Annotated in this window: 18 protein-coding genes, 1 pseudogene and 1 riboswitch; of the genes and pseudogenes, 9 read left to right on the plus strand and 10 right to left on the minus strand. The window is 69.5% G+C overall.

Annotation, left to right across the window (positions count from 1 at the left end):
• Positions 1-94 precede the first annotated feature (94 nt).
• Complete coding sequence (locus ACFOM9_RS07115; protein WP_386708222.1) at positions 95-1021, plus strand: NAD(P)/FAD-dependent oxidoreductase; 927 nt, start codon at positions 95-97, stop codon at positions 1019-1021.
• 107 nt (positions 1022-1128) lie between these two features.
• Positions 1129-1713 (plus strand): GIY-YIG nuclease family protein, encoded by a 585-nt coding sequence (locus ACFOM9_RS07120; RefSeq protein ID WP_386708225.1) that lies wholly within the window; start codon positions 1129-1131, stop codon positions 1711-1713.
• A gap of 56 nt (positions 1714-1769) precedes the next feature.
• Here ACFOM9_RS07120 and ACFOM9_RS07125 read toward each other — a convergent pair whose 3' ends face one another.
• From ACFOM9_RS07125 to ACFOM9_RS07140, 4 genes are all read right to left on the minus strand, one after another.
• Positions 1770-2270, minus strand: a complete 501-nt coding sequence (locus ACFOM9_RS07125; RefSeq protein ID WP_386708228.1) for a lipocalin family protein — start codon at positions 2268-2270, stop codon at positions 1770-1772.
• A gap of 124 nt (positions 2271-2394) precedes the next feature.
• Positions 2395-2955: an isochorismatase family cysteine hydrolase gene (locus ACFOM9_RS07130; protein ID WP_386708231.1), complete on the minus strand. Its 561-nt coding sequence runs from the start codon at positions 2953-2955 to the stop codon at positions 2395-2397.
• The gene (locus ACFOM9_RS07135; protein ID WP_386708234.1) at positions 2952-3293 is read right to left on the minus strand and encodes a thioredoxin family protein; all 342 of its coding nucleotides are present in this window, start codon (positions 3291-3293) and stop codon (positions 2952-2954) included. Before ACFOM9_RS07135 ends, ACFOM9_RS07130 begins: the two co-directional genes overlap by 4 nt.
• A 13-nt stretch (positions 3294-3306) precedes the next feature.
• Positions 3307-3756 carry a hemerythrin domain-containing protein gene (locus ACFOM9_RS07140; RefSeq protein WP_386708237.1) on the minus strand — a complete coding sequence of 150 codons (450 nt, stop codon included), beginning with the start codon at positions 3754-3756 and terminating at the stop codon, positions 3307-3309.
• 208 nt (positions 3757-3964) lie between these two features.
• Between ACFOM9_RS07140 and ACFOM9_RS07145 the strand changes: the two genes are divergently transcribed.
• The gene (locus ACFOM9_RS07145) at positions 3965-4189 is read left to right on the plus strand and encodes a hypothetical protein (RefSeq protein ID WP_386708240.1); all 225 of its coding nucleotides are present in this window, start codon (positions 3965-3967) and stop codon (positions 4187-4189) included.
• 181 nt (positions 4190-4370) lie between these two features.
• Here ACFOM9_RS07145 and xth read toward each other — a convergent pair whose 3' ends face one another.
• Together xth and ACFOM9_RS07155 are read right to left on the minus strand one after the other, a co-directional pair.
• The gene (gene xth / locus ACFOM9_RS07150) at positions 4371-5354 is read right to left on the minus strand and encodes an exodeoxyribonuclease III (protein WP_386708243.1); all 984 of its coding nucleotides are present in this window, start codon (positions 5352-5354) and stop codon (positions 4371-4373) included.
• An 8-nt stretch (positions 5355-5362) separates the two neighbouring features.
• Positions 5363-5527, minus strand: a complete 165-nt coding sequence (locus ACFOM9_RS07155) for a hypothetical protein (RefSeq protein WP_386708351.1) — start codon at positions 5525-5527, stop codon at positions 5363-5365.
• Positions 5528-5766: 239 nt separating this feature from the next.
• On the opposite strand from ACFOM9_RS07155, the gene lexA reads away from it, so the two are divergent.
• From lexA to ACFOM9_RS07180, 5 genes and pseudogenes are all read left to right on the plus strand, one after another.
• Positions 5767-6399 (plus strand): transcriptional repressor LexA, encoded by a 633-nt coding sequence (gene lexA, locus ACFOM9_RS07160; protein WP_386708246.1) that lies wholly within the window; start codon positions 5767-5769, stop codon positions 6397-6399.
• Positions 6399-7001: pseudogene (gene imuA / locus ACFOM9_RS07165) on the plus strand (translesion DNA synthesis-associated protein ImuA); the annotation flags it as partial. The gene lexA and the pseudogene imuA, both read left to right, overlap by 1 nt.
• 385 nt (positions 7002-7386) lie before the next feature.
• On the plus strand, positions 7387-8826 hold the full coding sequence (locus tag ACFOM9_RS07170) for a Y-family DNA polymerase (RefSeq protein WP_386708249.1): 1440 nt from the start codon (positions 7387-7389) through the stop codon (positions 8824-8826).
• A 64-nt stretch (positions 8827-8890) separates the two neighbouring features.
• Complete coding sequence (locus ACFOM9_RS07175) at positions 8891-12238, plus strand: error-prone DNA polymerase (protein WP_386708252.1); 3348 nt, start codon at positions 8891-8893, stop codon at positions 12236-12238.
• Positions 12239-12485: 247 nt separating this feature from the next.
• A complete protein-coding gene (locus tag ACFOM9_RS07180; protein ID WP_386708343.1) occupies positions 12486-13064 on the plus strand; it encodes an alpha-ketoglutarate-dependent dioxygenase AlkB in 579 nt (192 codons plus the stop codon).
• A gap of 291 nt (positions 13065-13355) precedes the next feature.
• Here ACFOM9_RS07180 and gcvP read toward each other — a convergent pair whose 3' ends face one another.
• A complete protein-coding gene (gene gcvP / locus ACFOM9_RS07185) occupies positions 13356-16238 on the minus strand; it encodes an aminomethyl-transferring glycine dehydrogenase (protein ID WP_386708255.1) in 2883 nt (960 codons plus the stop codon).
• Between the two features lie 64 nt (positions 16239-16302).
• A riboswitch (glycine riboswitch) is annotated at positions 16303-16420 on the minus strand.
• 276 nt (positions 16421-16696) lie between these two features.
• Between gcvP and ACFOM9_RS07190 the strand changes: the two genes are divergently transcribed.
• Positions 16697-17959: a multidrug effflux MFS transporter gene (locus ACFOM9_RS07190; protein ID WP_386708258.1), complete on the plus strand. Its 1263-nt coding sequence runs from the start codon at positions 16697-16699 to the stop codon at positions 17957-17959.
• Between the two features lie 47 nt (positions 17960-18006).
• Here the strand turns inward: ACFOM9_RS07190 and ACFOM9_RS07195 are convergent, their stop codons facing one another.
• From ACFOM9_RS07195 to ACFOM9_RS07205, 3 genes are read right to left on the minus strand one after another with little or no spacing between them, the layout of a single operon-like run.
• Positions 18007-18714, minus strand: a complete 708-nt coding sequence (locus ACFOM9_RS07195; RefSeq protein ID WP_386708346.1) for a sensor histidine kinase — start codon at positions 18712-18714, stop codon at positions 18007-18009.
• Between the two features lie 2 nt (positions 18715-18716).
• A complete protein-coding gene (locus tag ACFOM9_RS07200) occupies positions 18717-20489 on the minus strand; it encodes a response regulator (protein ID WP_386708261.1) in 1773 nt (590 codons plus the stop codon).
• Positions 20486-25939 (minus strand): HAMP domain-containing protein, encoded by a 5454-nt coding sequence (locus ACFOM9_RS07205; RefSeq protein WP_386708264.1) that lies wholly within the window; start codon positions 25937-25939, stop codon positions 20486-20488. Before ACFOM9_RS07205 ends, ACFOM9_RS07200 begins: the two co-directional genes overlap by 4 nt.
• Positions 25940-25953: the final 14 nt, after the last annotated feature.

Raw genomic sequence — 25953 nt, forward strand, 5'->3', positions numbered from 1 at the left:
GCCGTTTTCCTCCACGCTCGCCAACTGCCCTGGGTAACGAGTCCGTGACACGCCGCCGCCTACGCTGGCGATCCCGATTGGAGGAAGCCCGACCATGTCCCACTCCGCCGATTCCACGGCACCATTCGATGTCGTCGTGGTCGGCGGCGGCCCGGCCGGATTGACCGCGGCCACCTACCTGGGCCGCTTCCTGCGCTCGTGCCTGGTGCTCGATGCCGGGGACAGCCGCGCGAAGTGGATCCCGGAGAGCAACAACTGCCCCGGGTTCCCGCATGGCGTGGCCGGGGTGGAGCTGCTGCGCCGGATGAAGGCGCAGGCGATGGAGTTCGGGGCGCGCTTCGAGTCCGCCGAGGTCGGGAAGATCGAACGCGACGACGACGGCTTCACGCTCTCGGACGGCGCACGGTCTTGGCGCGCGCGCTGCGTGATCCTCGCCACCGGCCTGGCGGACAAGCTGCCCGAGGCGCCCTGGGTGGAGGATGCCGTCGCCTGCGGGGCGCTGCGGCTGTGCTCGATCTGCGACGCATACGAGGCCAGCGACGCGTGCATCGGCGTGTACGGGCCGGCTGCGGACATCGGCGCACACGGCCTGTTCCTGCGCGCCTACTCGAAACGCGTCTGCCTGCTGCCGAACGACGGCGACGGTGCGGATGCGATGCGCGACGCGATCGCAGCCGGGGTGCGGGTGCTGCCGGCCGGCGGGACGCTGGGCTTCGACGGCGAACGCTGCCGTTACACCTGCCAGGATGGGGAAACGATCGTCTTCGACAGCATCTATCCGTTCCTGGGTTCGACGACGAGCGCAGGCATCGCCGCGGCCGCAGGCGCCGCGCTGTCGGACGGCGGGGAGATCATCGTGGACGGCAAGCAGATGACCGCCGTGCCGGGGCTGTTCGCGATCGGCGACGTGGTCAGCGGGCTGAACCAGATTTCGGTGGCGGTGGGACAGGCGGCGATCGCGGCGACGCGGGTGCACGCGATGCTGCCTTTCGTGCCCCGGGAAGCGATGCAGGCGTCCTAGATGGGTGGCTGCGTTTCCAGGCGTCGCGATGGTCTTGCCTGGCGCCGGCGCATTGGCGCAGGGCGCATGGCGCGCACCGCGGAAGGTTCGAGGTCTGGCTGCGTGCGATGAGCGCCGCGCCTGCGACCGGCGGAAGATGCTTCGTCTACGTGCTGCCTTGCACGTGGGAGGACCACTGCAAGATCGGGTTCTCGCGCGACCCCCTGTCGCGACTACTGCAGTTGCATCGACGCTGGTACGAGTTCTTCGACATCGATCGCGCGGTTCTGGTGGAAACCGAAACCGTGCGCGATGCGCGGGACCTGGAGCTGGAGCTGCGTCGCCCGCTGGCCGAGCACAACGCGCCGCCGCCCCTGACCGTGCGCCGGGAGGGGGCCGGGCATACGGAATGGTTTCGCGGCGTCGCGCCGCAGCTGGCGCAGGCGGTCGACGCGTTGGTCCAGCGCGGCCACGCCGTGCACGCGCCGCTGCGCGACTGGCTGCGGCCGGTGTTGCTGGCGCGCAGCGACCCCCTGTTCGCCTGGACGCAGGCGCAGCTCTCGCCCGACGAACTGGAGGGATTGGCGGGGCCGTCGCCGCAGCAGCGGATGGTGCGCGACACGCTGGATGCGTACGCGGCGCTGGGGATCGAATTGGAACCGCTGCTGCCCGAAGAAGTCTGGCGCTGGTATCGGGGTTCGATGGGAGCTTAGGGGGGATCGACCAGTGCCAACTGCGGCGTGCGGCGATGGTGCTCGGTCGTTTCCAATCAGGCCGTAGAGCGTCCGGTATGGGGCGTCCGGATCAGCGTGTCGAGGTCGAATCCTTGCTGGCGCGCGTGGGCGAGGTACTGCTCCATGGTGGTCTGGTCGAGTTGCGGCTGGCGCGACAGCAGCCACAGGTACTTGCGGTCGGGGCTGCCGACCAGCGCGGTGGTGTAGTCCGGATCGAGTTTCAGGATCCAGTAGTCGCCCTTGGTGAAGGGGATCCAGCGCAGGCCTTCGGGCAGGAACGTCACTTCCAGCTTGCTGTTGCCGGGGTCGACGACCGTGGCTTCGCCGATCGATTCCTCCAGTTCGCCCTTGCCGTCCAGGGCGCGGTTGCGCACCCGCACCTTGCCGTCGTCCTGCAGCGAATAGTGCGCGGTGATATCGGTGAAGTCTTCGGGTTCGTGGCGCATCGGCAGGCGCGCGATCTCGAACCATGTGCCGAGGTAGCGCGACAGGTCGACGGAGGAAACGGTAACGGGTTCAGCGGTATGGGAATTCATTCTGGCGCCTCGGAAGATGAAGCACAGGATCGCCCGTAGCCGATGAAGCAGAGGTGTTCATCGGTGCTGCATGGGATGGTTGCCGGAGCGGGAGCGCCGTGCTGCACGACCAGCCCACGGTGGATCACAGGTAGCGCGACAGTCTGGTGTCGATCTTCATCGATTCGCGCAGCAGTCTCAGCGCCCGATCGTTGCGCGCCTTGCTGATCGAGGCGCAGCAGTCGGAGGGCACGCTGACCTCCAGGTCGTGCATGTGCGCATCGGTTGCGGTGGCGAGCACGCAGCCGTCGCCGGCGATGCCGGTGACGACCACGTGGCGGATGTCGAGCTGCGCGAGCAGCACCTCCAGCGGCGAGGCGAAGAACCCCGAATGCTTGGGCTTGAGCACCAGGTAGTCGTCGTGCTCCGGGGCGAGCGTCGCTGCCAGCGCCGCGCCGGCCGCGCGGGGCTCGCTGCAGATCGCGACCAGCTCGTGGAAGTCGCGCAGCCAGTGGCTGAAGTTGTCGTTGACGTAGATCGCCGGCTGCCCGCGCGATTTCATCCTCAGCTTGAGCCGCTCGATGCGCGTCGCCACCGGGATCGACTGCCGCAGCAGCGCGGGAGCGCCGGGGAAGTCGAGCGGATTGATCATGTCGACGATCAGCAGCGCCGAGCGCGGCGCCGGCTTCACGCTGCGCGGGGTCATGTCGCGCCGCCGTCGGGGTCGATGTGCCGCAGCCCCGTGGCGACGTCTTCCACATCACGCGGCCTGACCGCGCGCGCGACTTCCTGGCCGTCGCGCAGGAACACCAGCGTAGGCCACAGCTTGACCCGGAACGAGCGCCCGAGCGCACGTCCCGGGCCGTCCTCGATCTTCAGGTGCGTGACGCGCGGATGCTCACCGAACGCGGTTTCGATCGCCGGCTGCGCGGCGCTGCAGTGGCCGCACCAGCCGGTGCCGAATTCGAGCACCACCGCGCCGGGCAGCGCATCGACTTCGGGCCGTGCCGGCGCCTGGGATGCGTAGTTGCGCTCGTAGCCCATCGATGGCTTGCGGTCAGATGAGCTCGGCCTTGCGGGCGGCCAGTCGTTCGCCAAGCTCGTTCAATTCGGCCTTGCCGAGCAGCTTGCGCGCGCGCGGGAACATTTCCTTCTCCTCTTCCTTGGCGTGGTGGTCGATCAGTTCCTTGAGCACCTTCGCCCGGCCGCTGAACTGGTCGGAACCCACTTCGGTCTGCAGCAGGTCGGGCAGCACCAGGTCGCCGGCGGTGCGATGTTCCTCCATCGCCTCGAAGAACATCTTGTCGTCGTCGGACTTCTCGCCGGCCTCCTTGAAGGCGGGATAGAAGATCTCTTCCTCGATCTGGGTGTGCGCTTCGAGCTCGGCCGCGATCTTCTGCAGCAGTTCGGTGCGCCGCTTGACTGCGCGCTTGGTGGTGGCGGCGAGTTCCTCGAGCATGGCGCGAACGACCTTGTGGTCGTTGGTGAGGAAGGTAATTGCGTCCATCGTTGGCTCCTGGTGGCTGTTTGCGTGGCTGCAGGGATGCGCTGGGTGACGCCAGCGGAAGGCGCGCGGGCTTGGTGCGCACGTGCCGATGCTGGGCAAGGCGACGTGAATGCGACGTGCAACCGTCGAACGCGCCGCCTTCATCGCCCGTCGCCTAGCCTGCGGGCATGCCACGTGTGAACGCACATCCGATGCAACCGGAGGAGCCATGAACAAGCCAGACCAGCAGGACGATTCGTCGCGGAAGACCGGCAACCTGCAAGACCCCCCGAACGGCCCCAGTAACGTCCCGGCCGGCCATCCGCGCCGCGAGGGCAACGAAGTGACCGGCACCCATCAGCCGCAGCCGCCGTCGGGGCTGCGTCCGGATCTCGACGAGGCAGGCGAGGATGGTCGGGGCGGCGACGGCGGTGGCGTCGACAAGAGCATGTAGCTCGCTGAAACCTGCGATTGCCTTGGCGGCGGCCAAGGCTGCGATTGCATGGCGTCAGGGTGGAGGGCGCGGAGCGCCGCCTCGGTGACGGGAGGACATCCGACGCGGGGAAGACGGAAGCGGTTCGGGATTGCCCTGCATGCCTGCAGCCCTGTCGATGTGCGGAGGAATGAGCCTCCGGTCATGAAGCCGGCTTCTTCGTAGGTTTCCTGGTGGCCGTCTTCTTCGCGGCCGCCTTGGGCACCTTTTTGGCGGCTGTCTTCCTGACGGCGGTTTTCTTCGTGCGCGCCTTCGCAGGAGCCTTCGTCGCAACTTTCCGGGCGGCGGTTTTCGTGTCGGCTTTCGGCTTCGCCGTGTCGCCGCGAACCCCGGCTTCGGCCTTCAACTCGATCCAGGTCGGCGCGTGGTCGCTGGCCTTGTCGAGGTCGCGCACCCAGCGGTCGACGCCGGCCTGGAGCAGGCGCGGACGCAGCGTCGGATTGAGCAGCAGGTGGTCGATGCGCAACCCCGAATTGCGCTGCCAGTGCTGCCGGAAATAGTCCCAGAAGGTGTAGATGCGCTCCTCGGGATGCAACGCGCGGATCGCATCGGTCCAGCCCTGGGCGAGCAGCCGGGCGTAGGCTTCGCGGCTCTCGGGCTGCAGCAGCGCGTCGCGCCGCCAGTGCTTCGGATCGTAGATGTCGAAGTCGGTCGGGACCACGTTGTAGTCGCCGGCCAGCACCACCGGATGGCCGCAGCCCACCAGGCTGCGCGCGTGCTTGAGCAGGCGTTCGAACCAGCCCAGCTTGTAGTCGAACTTCGGCCCCGGCTGCGGGTTGCCGTTGGGCAGGTACAGGCAGCCGACCACGATCCCGTGCGCGGCGACTTCCAGGTAGCGGCTCTGTTCGTCGGCGCGGTCGCCGGGCAGGACGCGACGGATTTCCACCGGTTCGGCGTCGCGCACCAGCACCGCGACGCCGTTCCACGAACGCTGGCCGACCCACAGCGCGCCGTAGCCCGCCGCTTCGATCTCCGCAGCGGGGAAAGCCTCGTCCGCAGCCTTGAGTTCCTGCAGGCAGGCGACGTCGGGCCGCTCGCGTTCCAGCCATTGCAGCAGGTGCGGCAACCGCGTACGGATGCCGTTGACGTTGAACGTGGCGACGCGGAGCTTGCGGCGGGCGGCCATCCCGGGCGCTAGTCCTTTTTCTTCTTGCCGCCACCGTCGTGCTTGTTGACGGTCGCCCAGGCGATGCGTTCGGCCGAATCTTCGCTGCGACCCTTCTTCTTCTCGCTCTCCTCGATGTGCGAGGCCTGGCGCTTCTGTTTGTCGGTGTAGCTGGATTTGTCTCCGCGGGACATGGGCATCTCCGGGGGTGGGGAATGTCGAGGAAACTGCGCGCCCGGTCGGCGGCGCGTGAAACCGGTCGGCGAGGCGATGCCGGTGCGCTCAGCAACCTGACTGCAGCAAGCCCGATGCACAGGAAGTCGGGCCAAGTGACTGATCCTGTTCCGGTCTCGGTCGGCGAGACGGCGCAATGGCGCAATCGATCCCGACACGGGGCTTGCGTCCGCCCGCAAAGGTAAATAGATTTTTACCCATGACCGACGACCTCACCGACCGCCAGCGCGCCGTGCTCGACTTCATCCGCGAGCACGACGCCAGTGAAGGCCTGCCGCCGACGCTGCAGCAGATCGCCGACGCCTTCGGCTTCCGCCAGGCGTGCGCGGCGCACAAGCACGTGCGGCGGCTGCAGGATGCCGGCTACCTGGACGTGCGGCCCAACGAGGCGCGCGGCATTCGCCTGGCCGGCGGCCGCGGCCGGGGCGCGCGCACCAGACTGCGCGAGGACCGGATGGAGTTGCCGGTGCTGGGCCGCGTCGCCGCCGGCGCGCCGATCGGCGCCGACGCGGGCGTGGAACGCCACGTGCTGCTCGACCGCGCGCTGTTCGCCAACAAGCCCGACTACCTGCTGCGGGTGAAGGGCGACTCGATGCGCGACGACGGCATCTTCGACGGCGACCTGGTCGCGGTGCAGCGCGCGCGCGACGCGCGCAACGGGCAGGTGGTGGTGGCGCGGATCGACGGCGAGGTCACCATCAAGCGTCTCGAGCGGACGAAATCGCAGGTCCGCCTGCTGCCGCGCAATCCCGACTACGCGCCGATCGTGGTGGAACCGGGCAGCGACTTCGCCATCGAGGGCCTGTACTGCGGCCTGGTGCGCAGCGACTGATGGCCGCCGTGGAAGCCACTGCCGTGCCGAGCCTCGATGCGCTGCTGTCGGCGCAGACCGTGTGGCGTGCGGGCCGCGCGCCCGCCACTGCAGCCGGGGGCGAGCCGACCGGGCACGCCGCGCTCGATGCACTGCTGCCGCAGGGCGGCTGGCCGCGACGCGCACTGAGCGAACTGCTGCTGCCGGCCGACGGCGTGGGCGAGCTGTCGCTGCTGCTGCCCACGATCGCGCGCATGACCCGCGCGGGCATGGTGGTCGCGGTGGTGGCGCCGCCCTACCTGCCGTATGCACCGGCGTGGCAGGCGGCGGGCGTGGACCTGCGATTCCTCGAAATCGTCGATGCCGATGCGCGTAACGCGCTGTGGGCCTTCGAGCAATGCCTGCGCAGCGCGGCCTGCGGCGCCGTGCTGGGCTGGCCGCTGCAGGCCGACCCCCAGGCGCTGCGGCGCCTGCAGGTGGCCGCCGACACGGGCGATTGCCTCGGTTTCGCCTTCCGCGACCGCAGGCACGCCGCCAATCCGTCCCCGGCCGCGCTGCGGCTCGAACACGCCCAGGGCGCCTGGCACGTGCGCAAGTGCCGGGGCGGCAACGTGCCCACCCGCGCGTTCGTCGGCCCTGCCTTCGCAGGAACTGCTTTTGCAAAAGCGGCTTCTGTAGGAGCGGCTTTTGCAGGAGCGGCTTTTGCAGGAGCGGCTTCAGCCGCGAGCTCTTCGAACCCACAGCAGAATCCCGTGGGAGCGGCTTCAGCCGCGAGCGCTTTGCCCCCTCCCCTGCGGAGGCAGGGGAGGGTTGGGGAGGGGTGCCTTTGGCATCGCAGCGAACCGTCGGCCCCCCCTCCCAGCCTCCCCATGCCGTCGCAGGGGGAGGAGCCAAGGCAAGCGCTCGCGGCTGAAGCCGCTCCCACAAGGGCAGCACCCACAAGCGTCGCCCTTGCAAAAGTGGCTCCTGTAAAAGTCGCCGCCCTCGCAGGGCTCCGTTGAGCACGCCATGCTCTGGGCCTGCATCCACCTGCCGCAACTGGCGCTCGACGCCGTCCTGCGCCGCACCCCCCACCCGGAGCGTCCGCTGGCGCTGGTCTCCGGCCCCGCGCACCTGCGCCAACTGCATGCGGTCAACGAGGCTGCCGCCCAGGCCGGGCTGAAACCCGGCATGCGCCTGTCGGCGGCGCATGCGCTGCTGTCCGATGTCGCCCTGGTCGAACACGACGCGTCCGCCGACGCGCGCTGGCAGCGTTTCCTCGCCGCGTGGGCCTACCGCCACAGTTCGCAGGTCAGCGCGCAGTGGCCGGGCGCGATCGTGCTGGAGGTGCGGGCGAGCTTCTGCCTGTTCGGCCCGTGGCCGCGCTTCGAGGCGCGGCTGCGCGAGGAACTGGACGGTCTGGGGTTCCGCCACCGCATCGCGCTGGCGCCGACGCCGCGCGCGGCGCTGGTGTTCGCCGGATTGCGCGACGGCTTCGCGGTGACGTCCGCCGCCGCGATGCACGAAGCGCTGGCGCGGGTGCCGGTGCGCCGCGCGGCCTTGCCGGATCGCGACGGCGCAGGCGACGCCGGCGAACGCCTGCACCGGATGGGCGTGCGCACGCTCGGCGCCCTGCGCGCGCTGCCGCGCGATGGCCTGCGCCGACGCTTCGGCAGCGAACTGCTCGACCATCTCGACCGCCTGCACGGCGAGGCCGACGATCCGCTGGCCTGCTACATGCCGCCGGATCATTTCGATGCCCGGATCGAACTTGGCTACGAAGTGGAAAGCCACCAGGCGCTGCTGTTCCCGCTGCGCCGCCTGGCCGGCGACCTGGCGACGTACCTGTCGGTGCGCGACGGCGGCGTGCAGCGCTTCGTGCTGCGGCTGGAGCACGAACAGACCCACACCGACGTGACGGTGGGGCTGCTTGCCGCCGAGCGTGAGCCGGGCGTGCTGTTCGAGCTCACCCGCAGCCGCCTGGAACAAGCGTCGATTCCGAAACCGGTCATCGCGGTGAGGCTGCTGGCACGCGAACTGCCTCCGTTCGTTCCGGCTTCGCGCGACCTGTTCGACAGCCGCCCGGCGCAGGCGCTGCCGTGGCCGCAGCTGCGCGAACGCCTGCGCGCGCGCCTGGGCGACGAGGCCGTCTGGCGCATGGCTGCCGCCGGCGATCCGCGCCCGGAGCGGGCCTGGCGCCGCGCCGCCGCGGCCGACGACGCGCTTTGCACGCAGCCCGCGCCGCCGCGCCCGCCGCGCCCGGCATGGCTGCTGGCCAGGCCCATCCCGCTGCGCGATTCGCAGCCGCGCATCGTCTCCGGTCCGGAGCGACTGGAAAGCGGCTGGTGGGACGGCGACGACGCACGCCGCGACTACTACGTCATCGAAACCACGCAGGGACAGCGCGCCTGGGCCTTCGCCCCGGCGGGCGAACAGGGAAGCTGGATGCTGCACGGCTGGTTCGCATGAGCCGACCGAGGCTTCCAGGTTGCCTGCGGGACCACGGCTGCGCGCGCCGGAAAGCCGAAGCGCCATGAGCATCCAGGACGAATTCGATTTCCCTCCCGGCGTCGCCCCCGACACACCGGGAGCGCACGTGCCGCGCATCGTGCGCATGCGCCAACGCCTGCGCGGGGCGGCCAATGACGATCCGCACGGCGACGCGCCGGCCTACGCCGAACTGCACTGCCTGTCGGATTTCAGTTTCCTGCGCGGCGCGGCCAGCGCGGAGGAATTGTTCGAGCGCGCGAAGCAGTGCGGCTACGAGGCACTGGCGATCACCGACGAATGTTCGCTGGCCGGCATCGTGCGCGCCCTGGACGCGGCGGAAACCGTGGGCGTGCACCTCGTCGTCGGTGCCGAGTTCCGCCTCGACGACGGGCTGCGGCTGGTGCTGCTGGTCGAGAACCGCGCTGGTTACTCGCAGCTGTGCCGGCTGATCACCGTGGCCCGCCGCGCGGCGGAGAAGGGCGAGTACCGCCTCGGCCGCGCCGATGTCGAAAGGCAGGCCTTCGACGAGGGCGCGACCGGACTGTTCGCGATGTGGCTGCCCGGCGCGGAGCCCGATCCGGACGAAGGCGGCTGGTTGCGCAGGATCTTCGGCGACCGCGCGCACCTTGCGGTGGAACTGCATCGCGAGCGCGACGATGCGGCGCGCCTCGCACAGCTGCTCGCACTTGCCGGGCACCTGCGATTGGTGCCGGTCGCCGCCGGCGACGTGCACATGGCCACGCGCCGCCAGCGCGTGCTGCAGGACACGGTCACCGCCATCCGCCACGGCCTGCCGCTGGCCGAATGCGGCGCGCACCTGTTCCGCAACGGCGAGCGCCACCTGCGCACCCGCCGCGCGCTCGCAAACATCCACGCACCGGTCGAAGGCGGGCGGGAGCTGCTGTCCGCCGCCGTCGAACTTGCGCGCCGCTGCACCTTCAACCTGCGCCAGGTGAAATACGACTATCCGGCCGAGCTGGTGCCCGAGGGCGAGACCCCGGCTTCGCACCTGCGCAAGCTCACCGAAGCCGGCTTGCGCAGGCGCTGGCCGGAAGGCGTTCCGGGGCAGGTCGTGAAGCAGGTCGAAGCCGAACTGGCGCTGATCGCCGAGCTCAGCTACGAGGCCTTCTTCCTCACCGTCGAGGACATCGTCCGGTTCGCCAACGACAACAACATCCTCTGCCAGGGCCGCGGCTCCTCCGCGAACTCCGCGGTCTGCTACGCGCTGGGCATCACCGCGGTGAACCCCGTGGAAAGCCGCCTGCTGCTGGCGCGGTTCCTGTCCAGGGCGCGCAACGAACCGCCCGACATCGACGTCGACTTCGAGCACGAACGACGCGAGGAGGTGATCCAGTACGTCTACCGCAAGTACGGGCGCACGCGCGCCGCGCTGGCCGCCACCGTGATCCGCTACCGCGGCAAGAGCGCGGTGCGCGATGTCGCCAAGGCTTTCGGCCTGCCGCCGGACCAGGTCGCGCTGCTCGCCGAGTGCTACGGCTGGGGCAACGGCGAGACGCCGATGGAGCAGCGCCTGCGCGAGGCCGGGTTCGATATCGAAAATGCCCTGGTCGCGCGCGTGCTGGCGGTGACCGAGATGCTGCGCGGCCGACCGCGCCACCTGTCGCAGCACGTCGGCGGCTTCGTGATCTCCGACCAGCCGCTGTGGCAGCTGGTGCCGGTGGAGAACGCGGCGATGGACGACCGCACCATCATCCAGTGGGAAAAGGACGACCTGGAATCGATGGGCATGCTCAAGGTCGACTGCCTCGCCCTGGGCATGCTGACCTGCCTGCGCAAGGCCCTGGACCTGGTGCGCGTGCATCGGGGGCGCGACCTGGAGATCGCCACGATCCCATCCGGCGACGAGGCGACCTACGACATGATCTGCCTGGCCGACACCGTCGGCGTGTTCCAGATCGAATCGCGTGCGCAGATGGCGATGCTGCCGCGGCTGCGGCCGCGGAAGTTCTACGACCTGGTGGTCGAGGTGGCGATCGTGCGGCCCGGGCCGATCCAGGGCGACATGGTGCATCCCTACCTGCGCCGCCGGCAGGGCAAGGATCCGGTGGCATACCCGTCGCCGGGCATCGAGGAAATCCTCGGCCCGACGCTCGGCGTGCCGCTGTTCCAGGAGCAGGTGATGGAACTGGTGATCCACGCCGGCTACACGCCGGAGGAAGCCGACGGCCTGCGGCGTTCGATGGCCGCCTGGCGCCACGGCGGCGACATGGAGCCGCACCGCGAACGCATCCGTGCGCTGATGCTGGAGCAGGACTATGCGCCGGAGTTCATCGACCAGATCTTCGAGCAGATCAAGGGCTTCGGCTCGTATGGTTTCCCGCAGAGCCACGCCGCCTCGTTCGCCAAGCTGGTCTACGCCAGCTGCTGGCTCAAGCGCCATGAACCCGCGGCCTTCGCCTGCGCGCTGCTCAATTCTCAGCCGATGGGTTTCTATTCGCCGAGCCAGATCGTGCAGGACGCGCGACGGGGCAAGGCCGCGCGCGAGGGCGTGACGTTCCTGCCGGTGGACGTGGCGCACAGCCAGTGGGACTGCACCCTGGACGACCGGGCCGTCGAAGGCGGGAGCGACCGGGGCCGCGATGCCTCTCACCCGAAAATGGCATCGCCACCTGCAAGCGATCGCGGCCAGGGTCGCCCGCACGGAAAGAAGCAGGAACCGGCCGGACAGCCGGCCATCCGCCTCGGCCTGCGCGAGGTGCGCGGGCTCCCGGAACAGGTTGCCGACGCCATCGTCGACGCGCGCAGGCAGGCTCCGTTTCGCAACGTCGCCGACCTGTGCCTGCGCGCCAACCTCGACGAGAAAGCGCGCCGCGCGCTGGCCGAAGCCGGTGCCCTGCGCAGCCTGGCCGGGCATCGCAACGACGCGCGCTGGCAGGTGGCCGGCATCGAGCGCCAGCGGCCCCTGCTGCCGGGCAGCCCCGACGAGGACGCCATTGCGCTGCCCGCGCCGGGCATGGGCGAGGAAATCCTGTCCGACTACCGCGCCACCGGCCTGTCGCTGGCAGCCCATCCGCTGTCGCTGCTGCGCGCCCAGCTGCGTGCGCGCCGCGTGCTCGGCTCCGCCGAGCTGCACGGCCAGCGCCACGGCCGCAGCGTGTACACCGCCGGCATCGTCACCCAGCGCCAGCGCCCGCAGACCGCCAGCGGCACGATCTTCGTCACGCTGGAGGACGAGCACGGCATGGTCAACGTGATCGTCTGGCCGCACGTGGCACTGCGACGGCGCAAGGCGCTGCTGGGCTCGACCCTGCTTGCCGTGCGCGGGCGGTGGGAGCAGGTCGACGGCGTCGAGCACCTGGTCGCGCGCGACCTCGAGGACCTGAGCGCGATGCTCGGCGGCCTGCGCACGGAATCGCGGGATTTCCATTGAACCGCCCGACGCCGGCAATCCCGCCACCCCGGGCCAGCGAGCAATCGGCGCTGGCCGCGATGCCTTATGCGCAGGCATCACGGCCGTCGCCATGGCGCCGGAAGATGATCACAGGCAAGCCCTGCGAGCCCATCCCACGGCGGCCCGGTGCCGTCCAGCCCGGCGACTACAGCCTCGAAACCTCCTGCACACGCAACGCATCACCATGACCATCCATACGCAGCGACGGCGCGGTCCGGCCAACTCCATGGACCTGTTCGAGTCCCCGATGACCCGGCTGCTCGACGACGCCGAGGGCGGCATCCGCTACTGGCCCTCGTTCGTCGATGCCGACACCGCCGACGCCTGGTTCCTGGCGCTGCGGGATGGGGCGAGCTGGAAGTCGCAGCGGCGGATGATGTACGACCGGGAAGTCGATGTTCCGCGGCTCACCTCGTCGTACTGGCTCGATGCATTGCCGCCGGACAGCCCGCTCCCCTTCGCCGACATGCTGGCGCGGGTGCGGGCCCTGGCGCCAGCGCCGTACACCGCGGTGGGCATGAACCTCTACCGGGACGGTCGCGACAGCGTGGCGATGCACCACGACAAGCTGCGCATCCTGGTGCCGGGACATCCGCTGGCGCTGGTGTCGCTGGGCGACGCGCGCCGGATGCGCATCCGCGCGCAGGCCGACCACCGCGATGCGTTCGACGTCGACCTCGCGCACGGCAGCCTGCTGGTGATGAGCCATGCCTCGCAGCGCACGCACGAGCACGGCATTCCGAAGACCGCCAGGCCCAGCCACCCGCGCATGAGCGCGGTGTTCCGCGTGCGCCCGCCGCGCTGAATCCGCGGTTGGTGCCTGCCTTCGCGGGGGCGGCGGAAGCCGCGGGCTTTTCCTTCCCACCCGGATCCACCTCTGGGCCATCGCGGACAGAAAGCATCGCCCTTGTAGGAGCGGCTTCAGCCGCGAGCTCTGCCAACTCGTGTCTGGAAAAGCTCGCGGCTGAAGCCGCTCCTACGGGTTGCCAGTCCGGTTTCGGAGCGCAGCACTTCGCTTGCTTTCCGATAGCTAAGGTCCGAAAAACGAAAGCCCCGCATCGCGGGGCTTTCCGTGGAGCATCCTGCCGGTCGCGGATCAGACCACGTCCGGCTCGCTGAACGCCTCCGGTTCCTCGTCCGGCGAGCCCACCGGGATGCAGCTGCAGAACACGTTCTTGTCGCCGTGCACGTTGTCCACGCGCGCCACCGGCGGCCAGTACTTCTGCAGGCGCAGGCTGGCCAGCGGGAATGCCGCCAGTTCGCGCGGGTAGGCGTGGGTCCATTCGCTGGCCGAGACCTGCGCCGCCGTGTGCGGGGCGTGGCGCAACGGGTTGTCCTCGCGGTCGAGCTTGCCTTCCTCCACCGCGCGGATCTCGTCGCGGATCTGGATCATCGCGTCGATGAAGCGGTCGAGCTCGTGCTGCGATTCGCTCTCGGTCGGCTCCACCATCAGGGTGCCGGCGACCGGGAACGACAGCGTGGGCGCGTGGAAGCCGAAGTCGATCAGGCGCTTGGCCACGTCCTCGGCGCCGATGCCGGTGGCGTCCTTGAGCGGGCGCAGGTCGAGGATGCATTCGTGCGCGACCAGGCCGTTGCGACCGGTGTAGAGCGTCTCGTAGTGCGGTTCGAGCTTCTTCGCGACGTAGTTGGCGTTCAGCAGGGCGACCTGGGTGGCCTTGCGCAGGCCGCCTGCGCCCATCAGCGCGATGTACATCCAGCTGATCGGCAGGATGCTGGCGCTGCCGTGGGTCGCGGCGCTGACCATGCCGCCGCCTTCGCCGCCGAACGCCCTGGGCAGGAACGGCGCCAGGTGCGACCTCACCGCGCACGGGCCGACGCCGGGGCCGCCGCCGCCGTGCGGGATGCAGAAGGTCTTGTGCAGGTTGAGATGCGAGACGTCCGAACCCCACTTGCCAGGCCGCGCGACGCCGACCAGCGCGTTCATGTTGGCGCCGTCGGTGTACACCTGCCCGCCGTGCGCGTGCACGATCTCGCAGATCTCGACCACGTCCTCCTCGAACACGCCGTGCGTGGACGGGTAGGTGATCATGATCGCGGCCAGCCGGTCGGCGTGCTTCGCGGCCTTGGCACGAATGTCCTCGACGTCGACGTTGCCGTTGGCGTCGCAACGCGTGACCACGACGGTCATGCCGCACATCTGCGCGGACGCCGGGTTGGTGCCGTGCGCGGACTCGGGGATCAGGCAGATGTCGCGATGGCCTTCGCCGCGCGACTGGTGCCAGGCGCGGATCGCCATCAGGCCGGCGAACTCGCCCTGTGCGCCGGAGTTGGGCTGGAAGCTGACCGCGTCGTAGCCGGTGATCTCGGCCAGCATCGATTCCAGGCCGTCGACCAGCTCCTGGTAACCGCTGGTCTGGCCCGCGGGCGCCAGTGGATGCAGGTTGCCGAACTCGGGCCATGTCACCGGGATCATCTCGGCGGTGGCGTTGAGCTTCATCGTGCACGAGCCCAGCGGGATCATGGTGCGGTCCATCGCCAGGTCCCTGTCGGCGAGCGCGCGCATGTAGCGCAGCAGCTCGTGCTCGCTGTGGTGGCTGTTGAACACCGGGTGCCGCATGAACTTCGACTGGCGCAGCAGCGAAGCGGGCAGGGCATCGCCGGTGTCACTGTCCAGCGCGTCGATGTCGTCGACCTGGGCGTCGAACAGCTGCGCCAGCGCGACCACGTCGTCGCGGGTCGTGGTCTCGTCGAGGCTGATGCCGACGCTGGTGGCGTCGATCTTGCGCAGGTTGATGCCAACCTTCGCAGCCCTGGCGTGGATGTCGGCGGCGTCGACGTCGACCACGTGCAGCGTGTCGAAGAAATCAGCGCCGACTGCGACGCCGCACTTGCGCAGCGACGCCGCCAGGATCGCCGCCAGCCGGTGCGTGCGGCGCGCGATACGGACCAGGCCATCGGGCCCGTGGTAGACCGCGTACATGCTCGCCATCACCGCCAGCAGCACCTGGGCGGTGCAGATGTTGGACGTGGCCTTCTCGCGGCGGATGTGCTGCTCGCGGGTCTGCAGGGTCAGGCGGTAGGCCGGGTTGCCCTCGGCGTCGACCGACACGCCGATCAGGCGCCCGGGCATCGAGCGCTTGTAGGCGTCGCGGCAGGCCATGAACGCCGCGTGCGGGCCGCCGAAGCCGAACGGCACGCCGAAGCGCTGGGTATTGCCGACCACGATGTCGGCGCCCCATTCGCCGGGCGCGGCAATCAGGGTCAGCGCGAGCAGGTCGGTGGCCACCGCCACCAGGCCGCCACGCGCGTGCACGGCCTCGACCAGCGCCTTGTAGGCGTGGATGCGGCCGAAGGTGTCGGGGTACTGCAGCAGCACGCCGTAGCTTTCGACGCTGGCCGCATCGGCGTCGTCGCCCACGTGCAGTTCGATGCCGAGGCCGTCGGCGCGGGTGCGCAGCACTTCCAGGGTCTGCGGATGCACGTTCTTGGAGACGAAGAAGACGTTGGACTTCGAGCGCGACGAACGCTTGGCCAGCGTCATCGCCTCGGCCGCCGCGGTGGCTTCGTCGAGCAGCGACGCGTTGGCGATCTCCATCCCGGTCAATTCGGCGACCATGGTCTGGAAGTTGATCAGCGCCTCCATGCGGCCCTGCGAGATTTCCGCCTGGTAGGGGGTGTACGCGGTGTACCAGGCGGGGTTCTCGAGGATGTTGCGCAGGATGACGTTCGGCGTATGAGTGCCGTAATAGCCCTGGCCGATGAAGCTGCGGAACACTTCGTTCCTGTCGGCGATGGCGCGGATCCGGGCCAGCGCGTCGACCTCGGTCAGCGACGGCGGCAGCGCGAGCGGGTCCTTCGACCGGATCGAGGCCGGGACGATGGCATCGGTCATCGCATCGAGCGAGTCGTGGCCGACGACGCGCAGCATGTGCGCGATCTCGGCGTCGTTGGGGCCGATGTGGCGTTCGACGAACGCTTCGTTGTGTTCGAGGTCGCGCAGGGAAGGCGTCGTGGGCATGGAGGGCGTCCGTAGGTGGCCAGCAGGGCTGGCCTGCGTGAGCGGGCGTGCGAACCCGCACGGTGGGCGCCCCTCTGTCCTTTTGCCTGAGAGTTTGGAAGCGGCCGGGGAATGCGCGCTTCGTGCCCCTTCGGCGCCGGTTCGCGCCGCTGGCGGCCGCCGGTCTCTCCAGAGTGTTGTGGCGCGCGGCGGTCTGGGGCCTGAGCGATTACGGGCGTTGCGCCTTCGGCAGCGCCATGCCGTCCTGGCCTGGTCGCTTCTCCCGCTGCGTGCAGCGGCGATTATAGCCCGGCCGCATGTGGCGTTCGGGGCGGGGGCGGGAAAAAGGCGCAGGGGCGGAGCTCCGCTGAACGCATCGCGCCGCGACGATCCATGCGGCGCCAGCGCCATGCCGCGTAAGATGGCCGGCCGCTTCGGTGCCGGAGCGGGGGAACTCGTTTCCTTGCCGCGCCTCCCCCATGCCCACTCCCCAGCCGACCCCGACCGTCCCGCTTCGACGCCTCGCCTTGCTGCTGGGCGGGCTGGCGATGTTCGGCCCGTTCTCGATCGACACGATCTTCCCGGCCTTCGACCACATCGGCGCGGAACTTGGCGCCGACAAGCTGGCGATGCAGCAGACGATCAGCATCTACCTGATCGCGTATGCATTGATGAGCGTGGTGCACGGGCCGCTGTCCGACGCGATCGGCCGGCGCAAGGTGATCATCGGCGGGCTGGCCGTCTTCACCCTGGCGTCGGTGGGCTGCGCGCTGTCGCGCGACCTGTCGACGCTGCTGGCGTTCCGCGCGCTGCAGGGACTGTCGGCGGGCGTCGGCCTGATCGTCGGTCGCGCGCTGATCCGCGACGTCCTGCACGGCGACGACGCGCAAAGGCTGATGAGCCAAGTGTCGATGATCTTCGGCGTGGCGCCGGCGATCGCACCGATCATCGGCGGCTGGATCCTGGGCTGGGGCCACTGGTCGGCGATCTTCTGGTTCCTGGTCGGGTTCTCGGTGCTGTTGTTACTGGCGGTGTCGGTGGCGTTGCCGGAAACCCACCCGGTGGAGATGCGGCTGTCGCTGGCGCCCAGGCGCCTGCTGCGCGACTACGCGGCGATCTTCGTCAATCCGCGTTTCCAGCGGCTGGCGGCTTCGGGCACGTTCAACTTCAGCGCGCTGTTCCTGTACATCGCCTCGGCGCCGGCGTTCGTGATGGACCTGATGCGGCTCAACGAACGCCAGTTCGGCTGGTTCTTCATCCCGATGATCGGCGGCATGATGCTGGGCGCATTCACGTCCGGGCGCATGGCCGGCAGGATCAGCGGCGCGCGGCTGGCCAACATCGGATTTGCCTGCTGCGGCGTGGGCGCGGCGGTCAACGTGGCCTACAACCTGTTCATGCCGGTACCGTCGATCCCGTGGGCGGTACTGCCGATGGCGATCGGGTCGTTCGGCATCGCGCTGGTGTTCCCGATCCTGACTTTGGCGGTGCTCGACATGTATCCGCGGCAGCGCGGATCGGCCTCGTCGCTGCAGGCGTTCACCGGGCTGGTGATGAACGCGATCGTCGCGGGCGTGCTGTCGCCGTTGCTGAGCCACAAGGGCCTGCACCTCGCCCTGGGATCCGCGCTGTTCGCGCTGCTGGGCTGGGTGTTCTGGCGCTGGGAAATGGGAATGGCCGGCCGCCACGTGCCCGAGTGCACGCCGGAAGCCGCGGCGCTGGAACCAACCGAACGGCTGTAGCCACCGTGCGCGAGCGCGTCAGCGCCGTCGATGGGCGCCGGCGTTGCTCACCGGGCGGCCGGGTCGATCGCGGCCCGGGCCGGCTCTTGCGCGTCGTCGTCGCCGGGGTACTCCGGCAGCCTCAGCACCAGTTCGATCGTGTCGGCGCCGGCTGCGCCGCCCTGCAGGCTGCCGCCGTGTGCCTCGGCGATCGCGGCGGCGATCATCAGCCCCAGGCCCAGCGAGTCGTCCTGCGGCTCGGGATGCGGGAGGCTCAGCAGCGACGAAATCGGAAACGTTGCTGCGTCCCGGCAATGCACCACGCAGGTCATGCGCAGGTCGGTGCCGTCGCGCGCGAGCTGCGCGCGCACCGCGGCCGGGTGACGGCGGGAGAATTGCAGGCCCAGCAGGATCTGGAACAGCTGGCCGATGCGCAGGACGTCGCCGCGGATGCGCGATCCGCGGGTGTCGGGCGCGAACGAGATCTCGGGGGGCACGGCGTGCAGGCGTGAGGCGACTTCGCCCAGCAGCAGTTCGAGGTCGATCGGCTCCATGCGCCCGACCAGGCGTCCCTTTTCGGCGCGGCCGATGTCGCTGACCTCGTCGATCATGCTCGCCAGCCGCTGCACCTGGCGCTCCATGAGCGCCAGCAGGTCATCGCGCTGCCTGCCCTGGGCCGTGCCCTCGCGCAGCAGGTAGATCGCGGTCAGCATCGGCGCCAGCGGCCCGCGCAGGTCGTGCGCGAGCCGGTCCATCCACGAGGTGATGGGCGGCATGCTCACGCGCGCGCGCTCCGTTCGCCGGCCCATGCGCACAGGCGCTGGATCGCTTCGAGCTGCGGCGGCTTGGTCAGGTGCTCGTCGAAGCCGGCGTCACGGGTGCGGGCGCGGTCGTCGGGCTGCCCCCAGCCGGTGACCGCGACGATGCCCAGCGTGGACCCCGCGTGCCTGTCGCGCAGGCTGCGGGCAATGTCGTAGCCGCTGCGCCCGGGCATGCCGACATCGAGGAAGACCAGGTCCGGGGCGAAGCGATCGACTTCGGCCTCGACCTGGGCCGGGTCGTAGATCCGTGCGACCTCGTGTCCGAGCACCTGCACCATCATCGCCAGGGTGTCGGCCGCATCGCGGTTGTCGTCGACGACCAGCACGCGCGCCAGGCGCTCGGGCGTGCCGCCGCGCTCCGCGTTCGTCGCGCGCGCATCGGCGGGCGCCGCGTTGCCGGCGGTCGTCGCGGGCGTCGAGGCAACGACGCGCGGCAGCCGCACGCGAAACGTGCAGCCGGTGCCGGGTCCCGCGCTCTGCACATCGACCTGGCCGCCGTGCATGCGGGTGATCTTCTGCACCAGGGTCAGGCCGATGCCAAGACCGCCGCGCGAGCGTTCGATCGCGGTGTCGACCTGGCGGAAGACATCGAACACCGCCTCGAGCTGGTCGCCCGCCAGGCCGATCCCGGTGTCGTGCACGCTCACCACGATTTCGTCGCCGTCCTCGTCGAGGACGGCCTCCAGGCCGATCCTGCTGCCCGGGTCGGAGTACTTGGCGGCATTGTTCAGCAGGTTGGCGAACACCTGCGCGAGCCGCGCGAGGTCGGCGTGCAGGAACAGATCCTCAGCCGGCAATGCCAGCTCGAAGCGGTGGTGGCCCGCGTCGAGCCACGGCTGGGCGATCTCGGCCGCGGCGTGCAGGACGTCGGCCAGGCGGATGTTGGCGCGCGCCAGGGTCAGCTTGTCCTGGGTGATCCGGGCGATGTCGAGCAAGTCATCGATCAGCCGCACCAGCAGCGCGACCTGCCGTTCCATCGTGTCCTGCAGCAGGTCGGCGTTGCCATTGCCGCGCAGGCGGCGGATGTTGAGCGCGTTCTGCAGCGGCGCAAGCGGATTGCGCAACTCGTGCGCGAGCGTCGCCAGGAACACGTCCTTGCGATGGTCGACGTCGCGCAGCCGCGATTCGGCGCGCGCGCGCTCCGCGACCTCCTTCTGCAGCTCGGCGTTGCGCGTGGCGAGCGCCTCGTTGGCCACGCGCAGCGACTCGTTGAGCGCTTCCAGTTCGCGCGCCTTCTCGCGCTGCAGCGCCTGGTTCTGCGCGGCCAGGCTGGCGTTGAGCGCCTGCAGCTCGCGCCGCTTGCGGTACAGCTCGACCAGCACTTCGACCTTGCCGCGCAGGATCTCCGGGATCAGCGGCACCATCACGTAGTCGACCGCGCCAAGCTTGTAGCCCTGCAGCCGGTCCATGTCGGACACGTTGACCGCGGTGACGAAGATGATCGGGATCTTCTCGTAGCGCGGGTGCTGGTGGATCAGGCTCGCGGTCTCGAAGCCGTCCATGCCCGGCATGTTGACGTCGAGCAGGATCAGCGCGAAGTCGTCCTCCATCAGCGACTTGAGCGCCTCGCGGCCCGAGCTTGCCTGCACCAGCCGCTCGCCGAGCGGCTCGAGGATCGTGCGGTAGGTCAGCAGGCGTCCGGGCTGGTCGTCGACCAGCAGGATCCCGGCCGGCTCGGAACCTGGACTGCGCGCGACCGGCGGCAGCGCATCGAGCGGGGAAGCGTTCAACGATGCAGCCATTGCCGCAGCACGCCCAGCAGTTCATCGGTCACCACCGGCTTGGCCAGGTAGTCGGACGCGCCGGCCTCCAGGCACTTCTCGCGGTCGCCCTTCATCGCCTTGGCGGTGATGGCGACGATCGGCAAGGCGCGCGAATCGGGCAGTTCGCGGATCGCGCGCATCGTGTCGTAGCCGTCCATCCCGGGCATCATGATGTCCATCAGCACCAGGCCGATGTCGCCCTCGCTGGCCACCTTCTCGATTGCCTCCTGGCCGTTGCCGGCGGTGCTGACCCGCATGCCGTGGCGTTCGAGCACGCTGGACATGGCGAAGATGTTGCGCACGTCGTCATCGACCACCAGCACGCGCTTGTCGGCGAGCACCTCGTCGGAGGCGTGCAGCCGCTCGACCATGCGCTGCTTGCCCGGCGGCAGGTCGGCGATCACACGGTGCAGGAACAGTGCGGTCTCGTCGAGCAGGCGTTCGGGCGATTCGACGCCCTTGATCACCACGCTCTTGGCGGCGCGCCTGAGCCGCTGTTCCTCGTCGGCGGTGAGCTCCTTGCCGGTGAACACGACGATCGGCAGGTCGTGCAGGGCAGGGCGCTCCTGGATGCGGTCGAGCAACTCGAAGCCGGTCATGTCGGGCAGGCGCAGATCGAGCACCACGCAGTCGTAGCCGCCGCCGGCCAGCGCCTGCAGCGCATCCTCGCCGCTGCCGACGGTGTCGATGGTGATGTCGTCGTGGCCGATGAGCTGTTCGATGCCGATGCGTTCGTTGGCATCGTCCTCCACCACCAGCAGGCGCTTGACCCGCGGCATCGCGTACTCGCGGATGCGCTGCAGCGAAGCGCCGATGGCCTCGGTGCTGGCCGGCTTGGCGAGGTAGGAGAATGCGCCGCGTTCCAGGCTCTGGTGGCGACCTTCCTCGACGGTGAGGATCTGCACCGGGATGTGGCGCGTGGCGGCGTCGTGCTTGAGTCGCGCCAGCAGCGTCCAGCCGAGCATGTCGGGCAGGAAGATGTCGAGGCAGATCGCGGTCGGGCGCTCGTCCTGCACCAGTCGCAGCGCCTCGGCGCCGGTGTGGGCGACCAGCACTCGGAAGCCCTCCGCGCGCGCCAGGTCGCGCAGTACCGTCGCGTAGCGCGTGTCGTCCTCGACCAGGAGCAGGGTTGGCGCATCGCCGGCCGGCTGGGCGCGGTCGTCGGCCACCGCCTCCAGCGGTGCCGCCGGCGCTTCCTCCGCGGACGTGCCCGTCTGCGCCTGCAGCCGGGTCGCGCGCGCATCGTGGACGCGGTCGGCGCCGGCGTAGTGCAGCGGCAGGTACAGGGTGAACGTGCTGCCCGCGCCGGGCATGCTGCGCAGCTGCAGCTCACCGCCGAGCAGGCCGGCGATCTCGCGGCTGATCGCCAGGCCGAGGCCGGTGCCACCGAACTGGCGCGCCGTGCCGGCATCGGCCTGCTGGAACGCCTCGAACACGATCTTCTGCTTGTCCGGCGAGATGCCGATGCCGGTGTCGCTGACTTCCAGTGCGACCACCGTGCCGGACGCGGCGAGCACGTCGTTGCCCGGTGACCAGCCCGAGTCGGCCTTGTAGGCCCGCATCCGCACGCTGCCGTGCTGGGTGAACTTGAAGGCGTTGGAGAGCAGGTTCTTGAGGATCTGCTGCAGCCGCTTGGGGTCGGTGCTCAGCGCCGGCCCCAGGGCGGGGTCGATCTCGATGGTGAACTCGAGGTTGCGGCGCTCGGCCTCGTGGCGGAACGCGCGCATCAGGTTCTCGCGGAGGTGGGCGAAGCGCACCGTCTCGCTGTCGACGGTGACCGTGCCCGATTCGATCTTCGACAGGTCGAGGATGTCGCTGATCAGGTTGAGCAGGTCGGTGCCGGCGGCGTGGATGGTCTTGGCGAACTCGACCTGGCGCCCGCTGAGGTTGGCGTCCGGGTTCTCCGCCAGCTGCTGGCCGAGGATCAGGATCGAGTTCAGCGGCGTGCGCAGCTCGTGCGACATGTTGGCGAGGAACTCGGACTTGTAGCGCGAAGTCAGCGCCAGTTCGGCCGCCTTGTCCTCCAGTTCGCGCCGCGCGTGCTCGATCTGCTGGTTCTTCTGCTCGACCTCGGCCTTCTGCTCGGCGAGCATCTGGGCCTTGAGCGCGATCTCCTCGTTGGTCTGCTGCAGTTCATCCTGCTGCACCTGCAATTCGCTGGCCAGCTGCTGCGACTGCGACAGCAGCCGCTCGGTGCGCATCGTCGATTCGATGGTGTTGAGCACGATGCCGATGCTGCCCGACAGCTGCTCGAGGAAGATCCGCTGCGACGGCGTGAACCCCGACAGCGACGCAAGCTCGAGCACCGCCTTGATCTGCTTCTCGAACAGCACCGGCAGCACGATGACGTTCTTCGGCACGGCGCTCAGCAGGCCGGATTCGATCTGCACCGCGCCCTGCGGGACGTCGTCGATCAGGATCAGTCGGCCTTCCGCCGCGCATTGCCCGACCAGCCCCTCGCCGAACGCGAGCGTGGCGGGCGTAGGCGCTCCGGGCGCGTCGGCGTAGCGCGCGAGCTGGCGCAGGCGCGGTTCGCGGCTGGCATCGTTCGCGTCGACGATGTAGATCAGGCCCTGCTGCGCGTTCACCAGCGGCGCCAGCTCCGACAGCAGCATCTGGCCGAGCGTGATCAGGTCGCGCTGGCCCTGCATCATGCCGCTGAAACTGGCCAGGTTGGTCTTCAGCCAGTCCTGCTCGCTGTTGCTCTCGGTGGTCGCGCGCAGGGTGCCGATCATCAGGTTCATGTTGTCCTTGAGATCGGCGAGTTCGCCGCGGACATCGACCGTGATCGAACGGGTCAGGTCGCCCTGGGTCACCGCGGTGGCGACCTCGGCGATCGCGCGCACCTGGGTGGTGAGGTTGGCAGCGAGCTGGTTGACGTTGGCCGTCAGGTTCTTCCAGATGCCCGCGGTGCCGGGCACGTTGGCCTGCCCGCCGAGGCGTCCCTCGACGCCGACTTCGCGGGCGACGGTGGTGACCTGGTCGGCGAAGATCGCCAGCGTGTCGGTCATGCCGTTGATGGTGTCGGCCAGCGCGGCGATTTCGCCCGCCGCCTCCACGGTCAGCTTCTGCTGCAGGTCGCCGGTCGCCACCGCGGTCACCACCTTGGCGATGCCGCGCACCTGGGTGGTGAGGTTGGTCGCCATCGAGTTGACGTTGTCGGTCAGGTCCTTCCAGGTACCGGCAACGCCCGGTACCTGCGCCTGGCCGCCGAGCTTGCCCTCGGTGCCGACCTCGCGCGCCACGCGCGTGACTTCGGCGGCGAAGCCGTTGAGCTGGTCGACCATCGTGTTGAGCGTGTTCTTCAGCTCAAGGATCTCGCCCTTCACGTCGACCGCGATCTTGCGCGACAGGTCGCCCTTGGCAACCGCGGTGGCCACCTCGGCGATGTTGCGCACCTGGGTGGTGAGGTTGGTCGCCATCGAGTTGACGTTGTCGGTGAGGTCCTTCCAGGTGCCGGCGACGCCGGGCACCTGCGCCTGTCCGCCGAGCTTGCCCTCGGTGCCGACCTCGCGCGCCACGCGCGTGACCTCGGCGGCGAAGCCGTTCAACTGGTCGACCATCGTGTTGATGGTGTCCTTGAGCTGCAGGATTTCTCCTTGCGCATCGACCGCGATCTTGCGCGACAGGTCGCCCCTGGCCACCGCGGTGGTGACCTCGGCGATGTTGCGCACCTGGGTGGTGAGGTTGGTCGCCATCGAATTGACGTTGTCGGTCAGGTCCTTCCAGGTGCCGGCGACGCCGGGCACCTGGGCCTGGCCACCGAGCTTGCCTTCGGTGCCTACCTCGCGCGCCACGCGCGTGACCTCGGCGGCGAAGCCGTTCAACTGGTCGACCATCGTGTTGATGGTGTCCTTGAGCTGCAGGATCTCGCCCTGCGCATCGACCGCGATCTTGCGCGACAGGTCGCCCTTGGCGACCGCGGTGGTGACCTCGGCGATGTTGCGCACCTGGCTGGTCAGGTTGGACGCCATCGCGTTGACCGAGTCGGTCAGGTCGGCCCACGTGCCGTCGACGCCGGGCACCTGCGCCTGGCCGCCGAGCTTGCCCTCGCTGCCGACCTCGCGCGCCACGCGCGTGACCTCGGCGGCGAAGCTGTTGAGCTGGTCGACCATCGTGTTGATGGTGTCCTTGAGCTCGGCGATCTCGCCGCGCACGTCCACCGTGATCTTGCGCGACAGGTCGCCCTTGGCGACCGCGGTGGTGACCTCGGCGATGTTGCGGACCTGGCTGGTCAGGTTGGACGCCATCGAGTTGACGTGGTCGGTCAGGTCCTTCCACGTGCCGGCGACGTCGGGCACCTGGGCCTGGCCGCCCAGCTTGCCCTCGGTGCCGACTTCGCGCGCCACGCGCGTCACTTCCGCGGCGAAGCCGTTCAACTGGTCGACCATCGTGTTGATGGTGTCCTTGAGCTGCAGGATCTCGCCCTGCGCATCGACCGCGATCTTGCGCGACAGGTCGCCGCGCGCCACCGCCGTGGTCACCTCGGCGATGTTGCGGACCTGGCTGGTGAGATTGGAGGCCATCGCGTTGACCGAGTCGGTCAGGTCCTTCCAGGTTCCGGCGACGCCGGGCACGATCGCCTGGTTGCCCAGCTTGCCTTCGGTGCCGACCTCGCGCGCCACGCGCGTGACCTCGGAGGCGAAGCCGCGCAGCTGGTCGACCATCGTGTTGATGGCCTCCTTGAGCTGCAGGATCTCGCCGCGCACGTCCACCGTGATCTTGCGCGACAGGTCGCCGTTGGCGACCGCGATGGTCACCTCGGAGATGTTGCGCACCTGCGCGGTGAGGTTGGAGGCCATCTGGTTGACCGACTCGGTCAGTTCCTTCCAGACGCCGGAGACGCCGGCGACATTGGCCTGTCCGCCGAGGCGGCCGGCGGTGCCGACTTCAAGCGCCACGCGCGTGACCTCGGAGCTGAATTCGCCCATTTGCTCGATCATGCGGTTGACGATCATCGCCGAGCGCATGAACTCGCCCTGCAGCGGGCGGCCGTCGGACTCGAGCGGCACGCTGCGGGTCAGGTCGCCCTTGGCGACGCCGGCAATCGCCTCGGTGATGGTGGCGACCGGACGCACCAGATCGTCGACCAGGTCGTTGACCGATTCCTCCATCGTGCCCCAGCAGCCATGCCGGTTGGGCAGGGCGATGCGTTGCCGGGTCATGCCTTCGCGACCGACCTTCTGGCCCACGCGCCCGAGTTCCGATGCGAGCGCGCGGTTGCCGCGCACCACCTCGTTGAACGCGTCGGCCAGCCGGCCTTCCAGGCCGTCCCAGTGGCCCGGCAGCTCGACCGTGAAATCCCCTTGCGCGACCGCCTGCATCGCCGACAGCATCCGCCGCATGGGCTCGTCCGCGCCGTCGTCCAGGGCATCCCCGCGCTGCGGACGTCGTTCCGCCTCCAATGTCCCAGTCATCACATGCCCCCTGC

This window comes from Luteimonas notoginsengisoli, from assembly GCF_042648885.1.
GTDB classification, from domain to species: Bacteria; Pseudomonadota; Gammaproteobacteria; order Xanthomonadales; family Xanthomonadaceae; genus Luteimonas; species Luteimonas notoginsengisoli.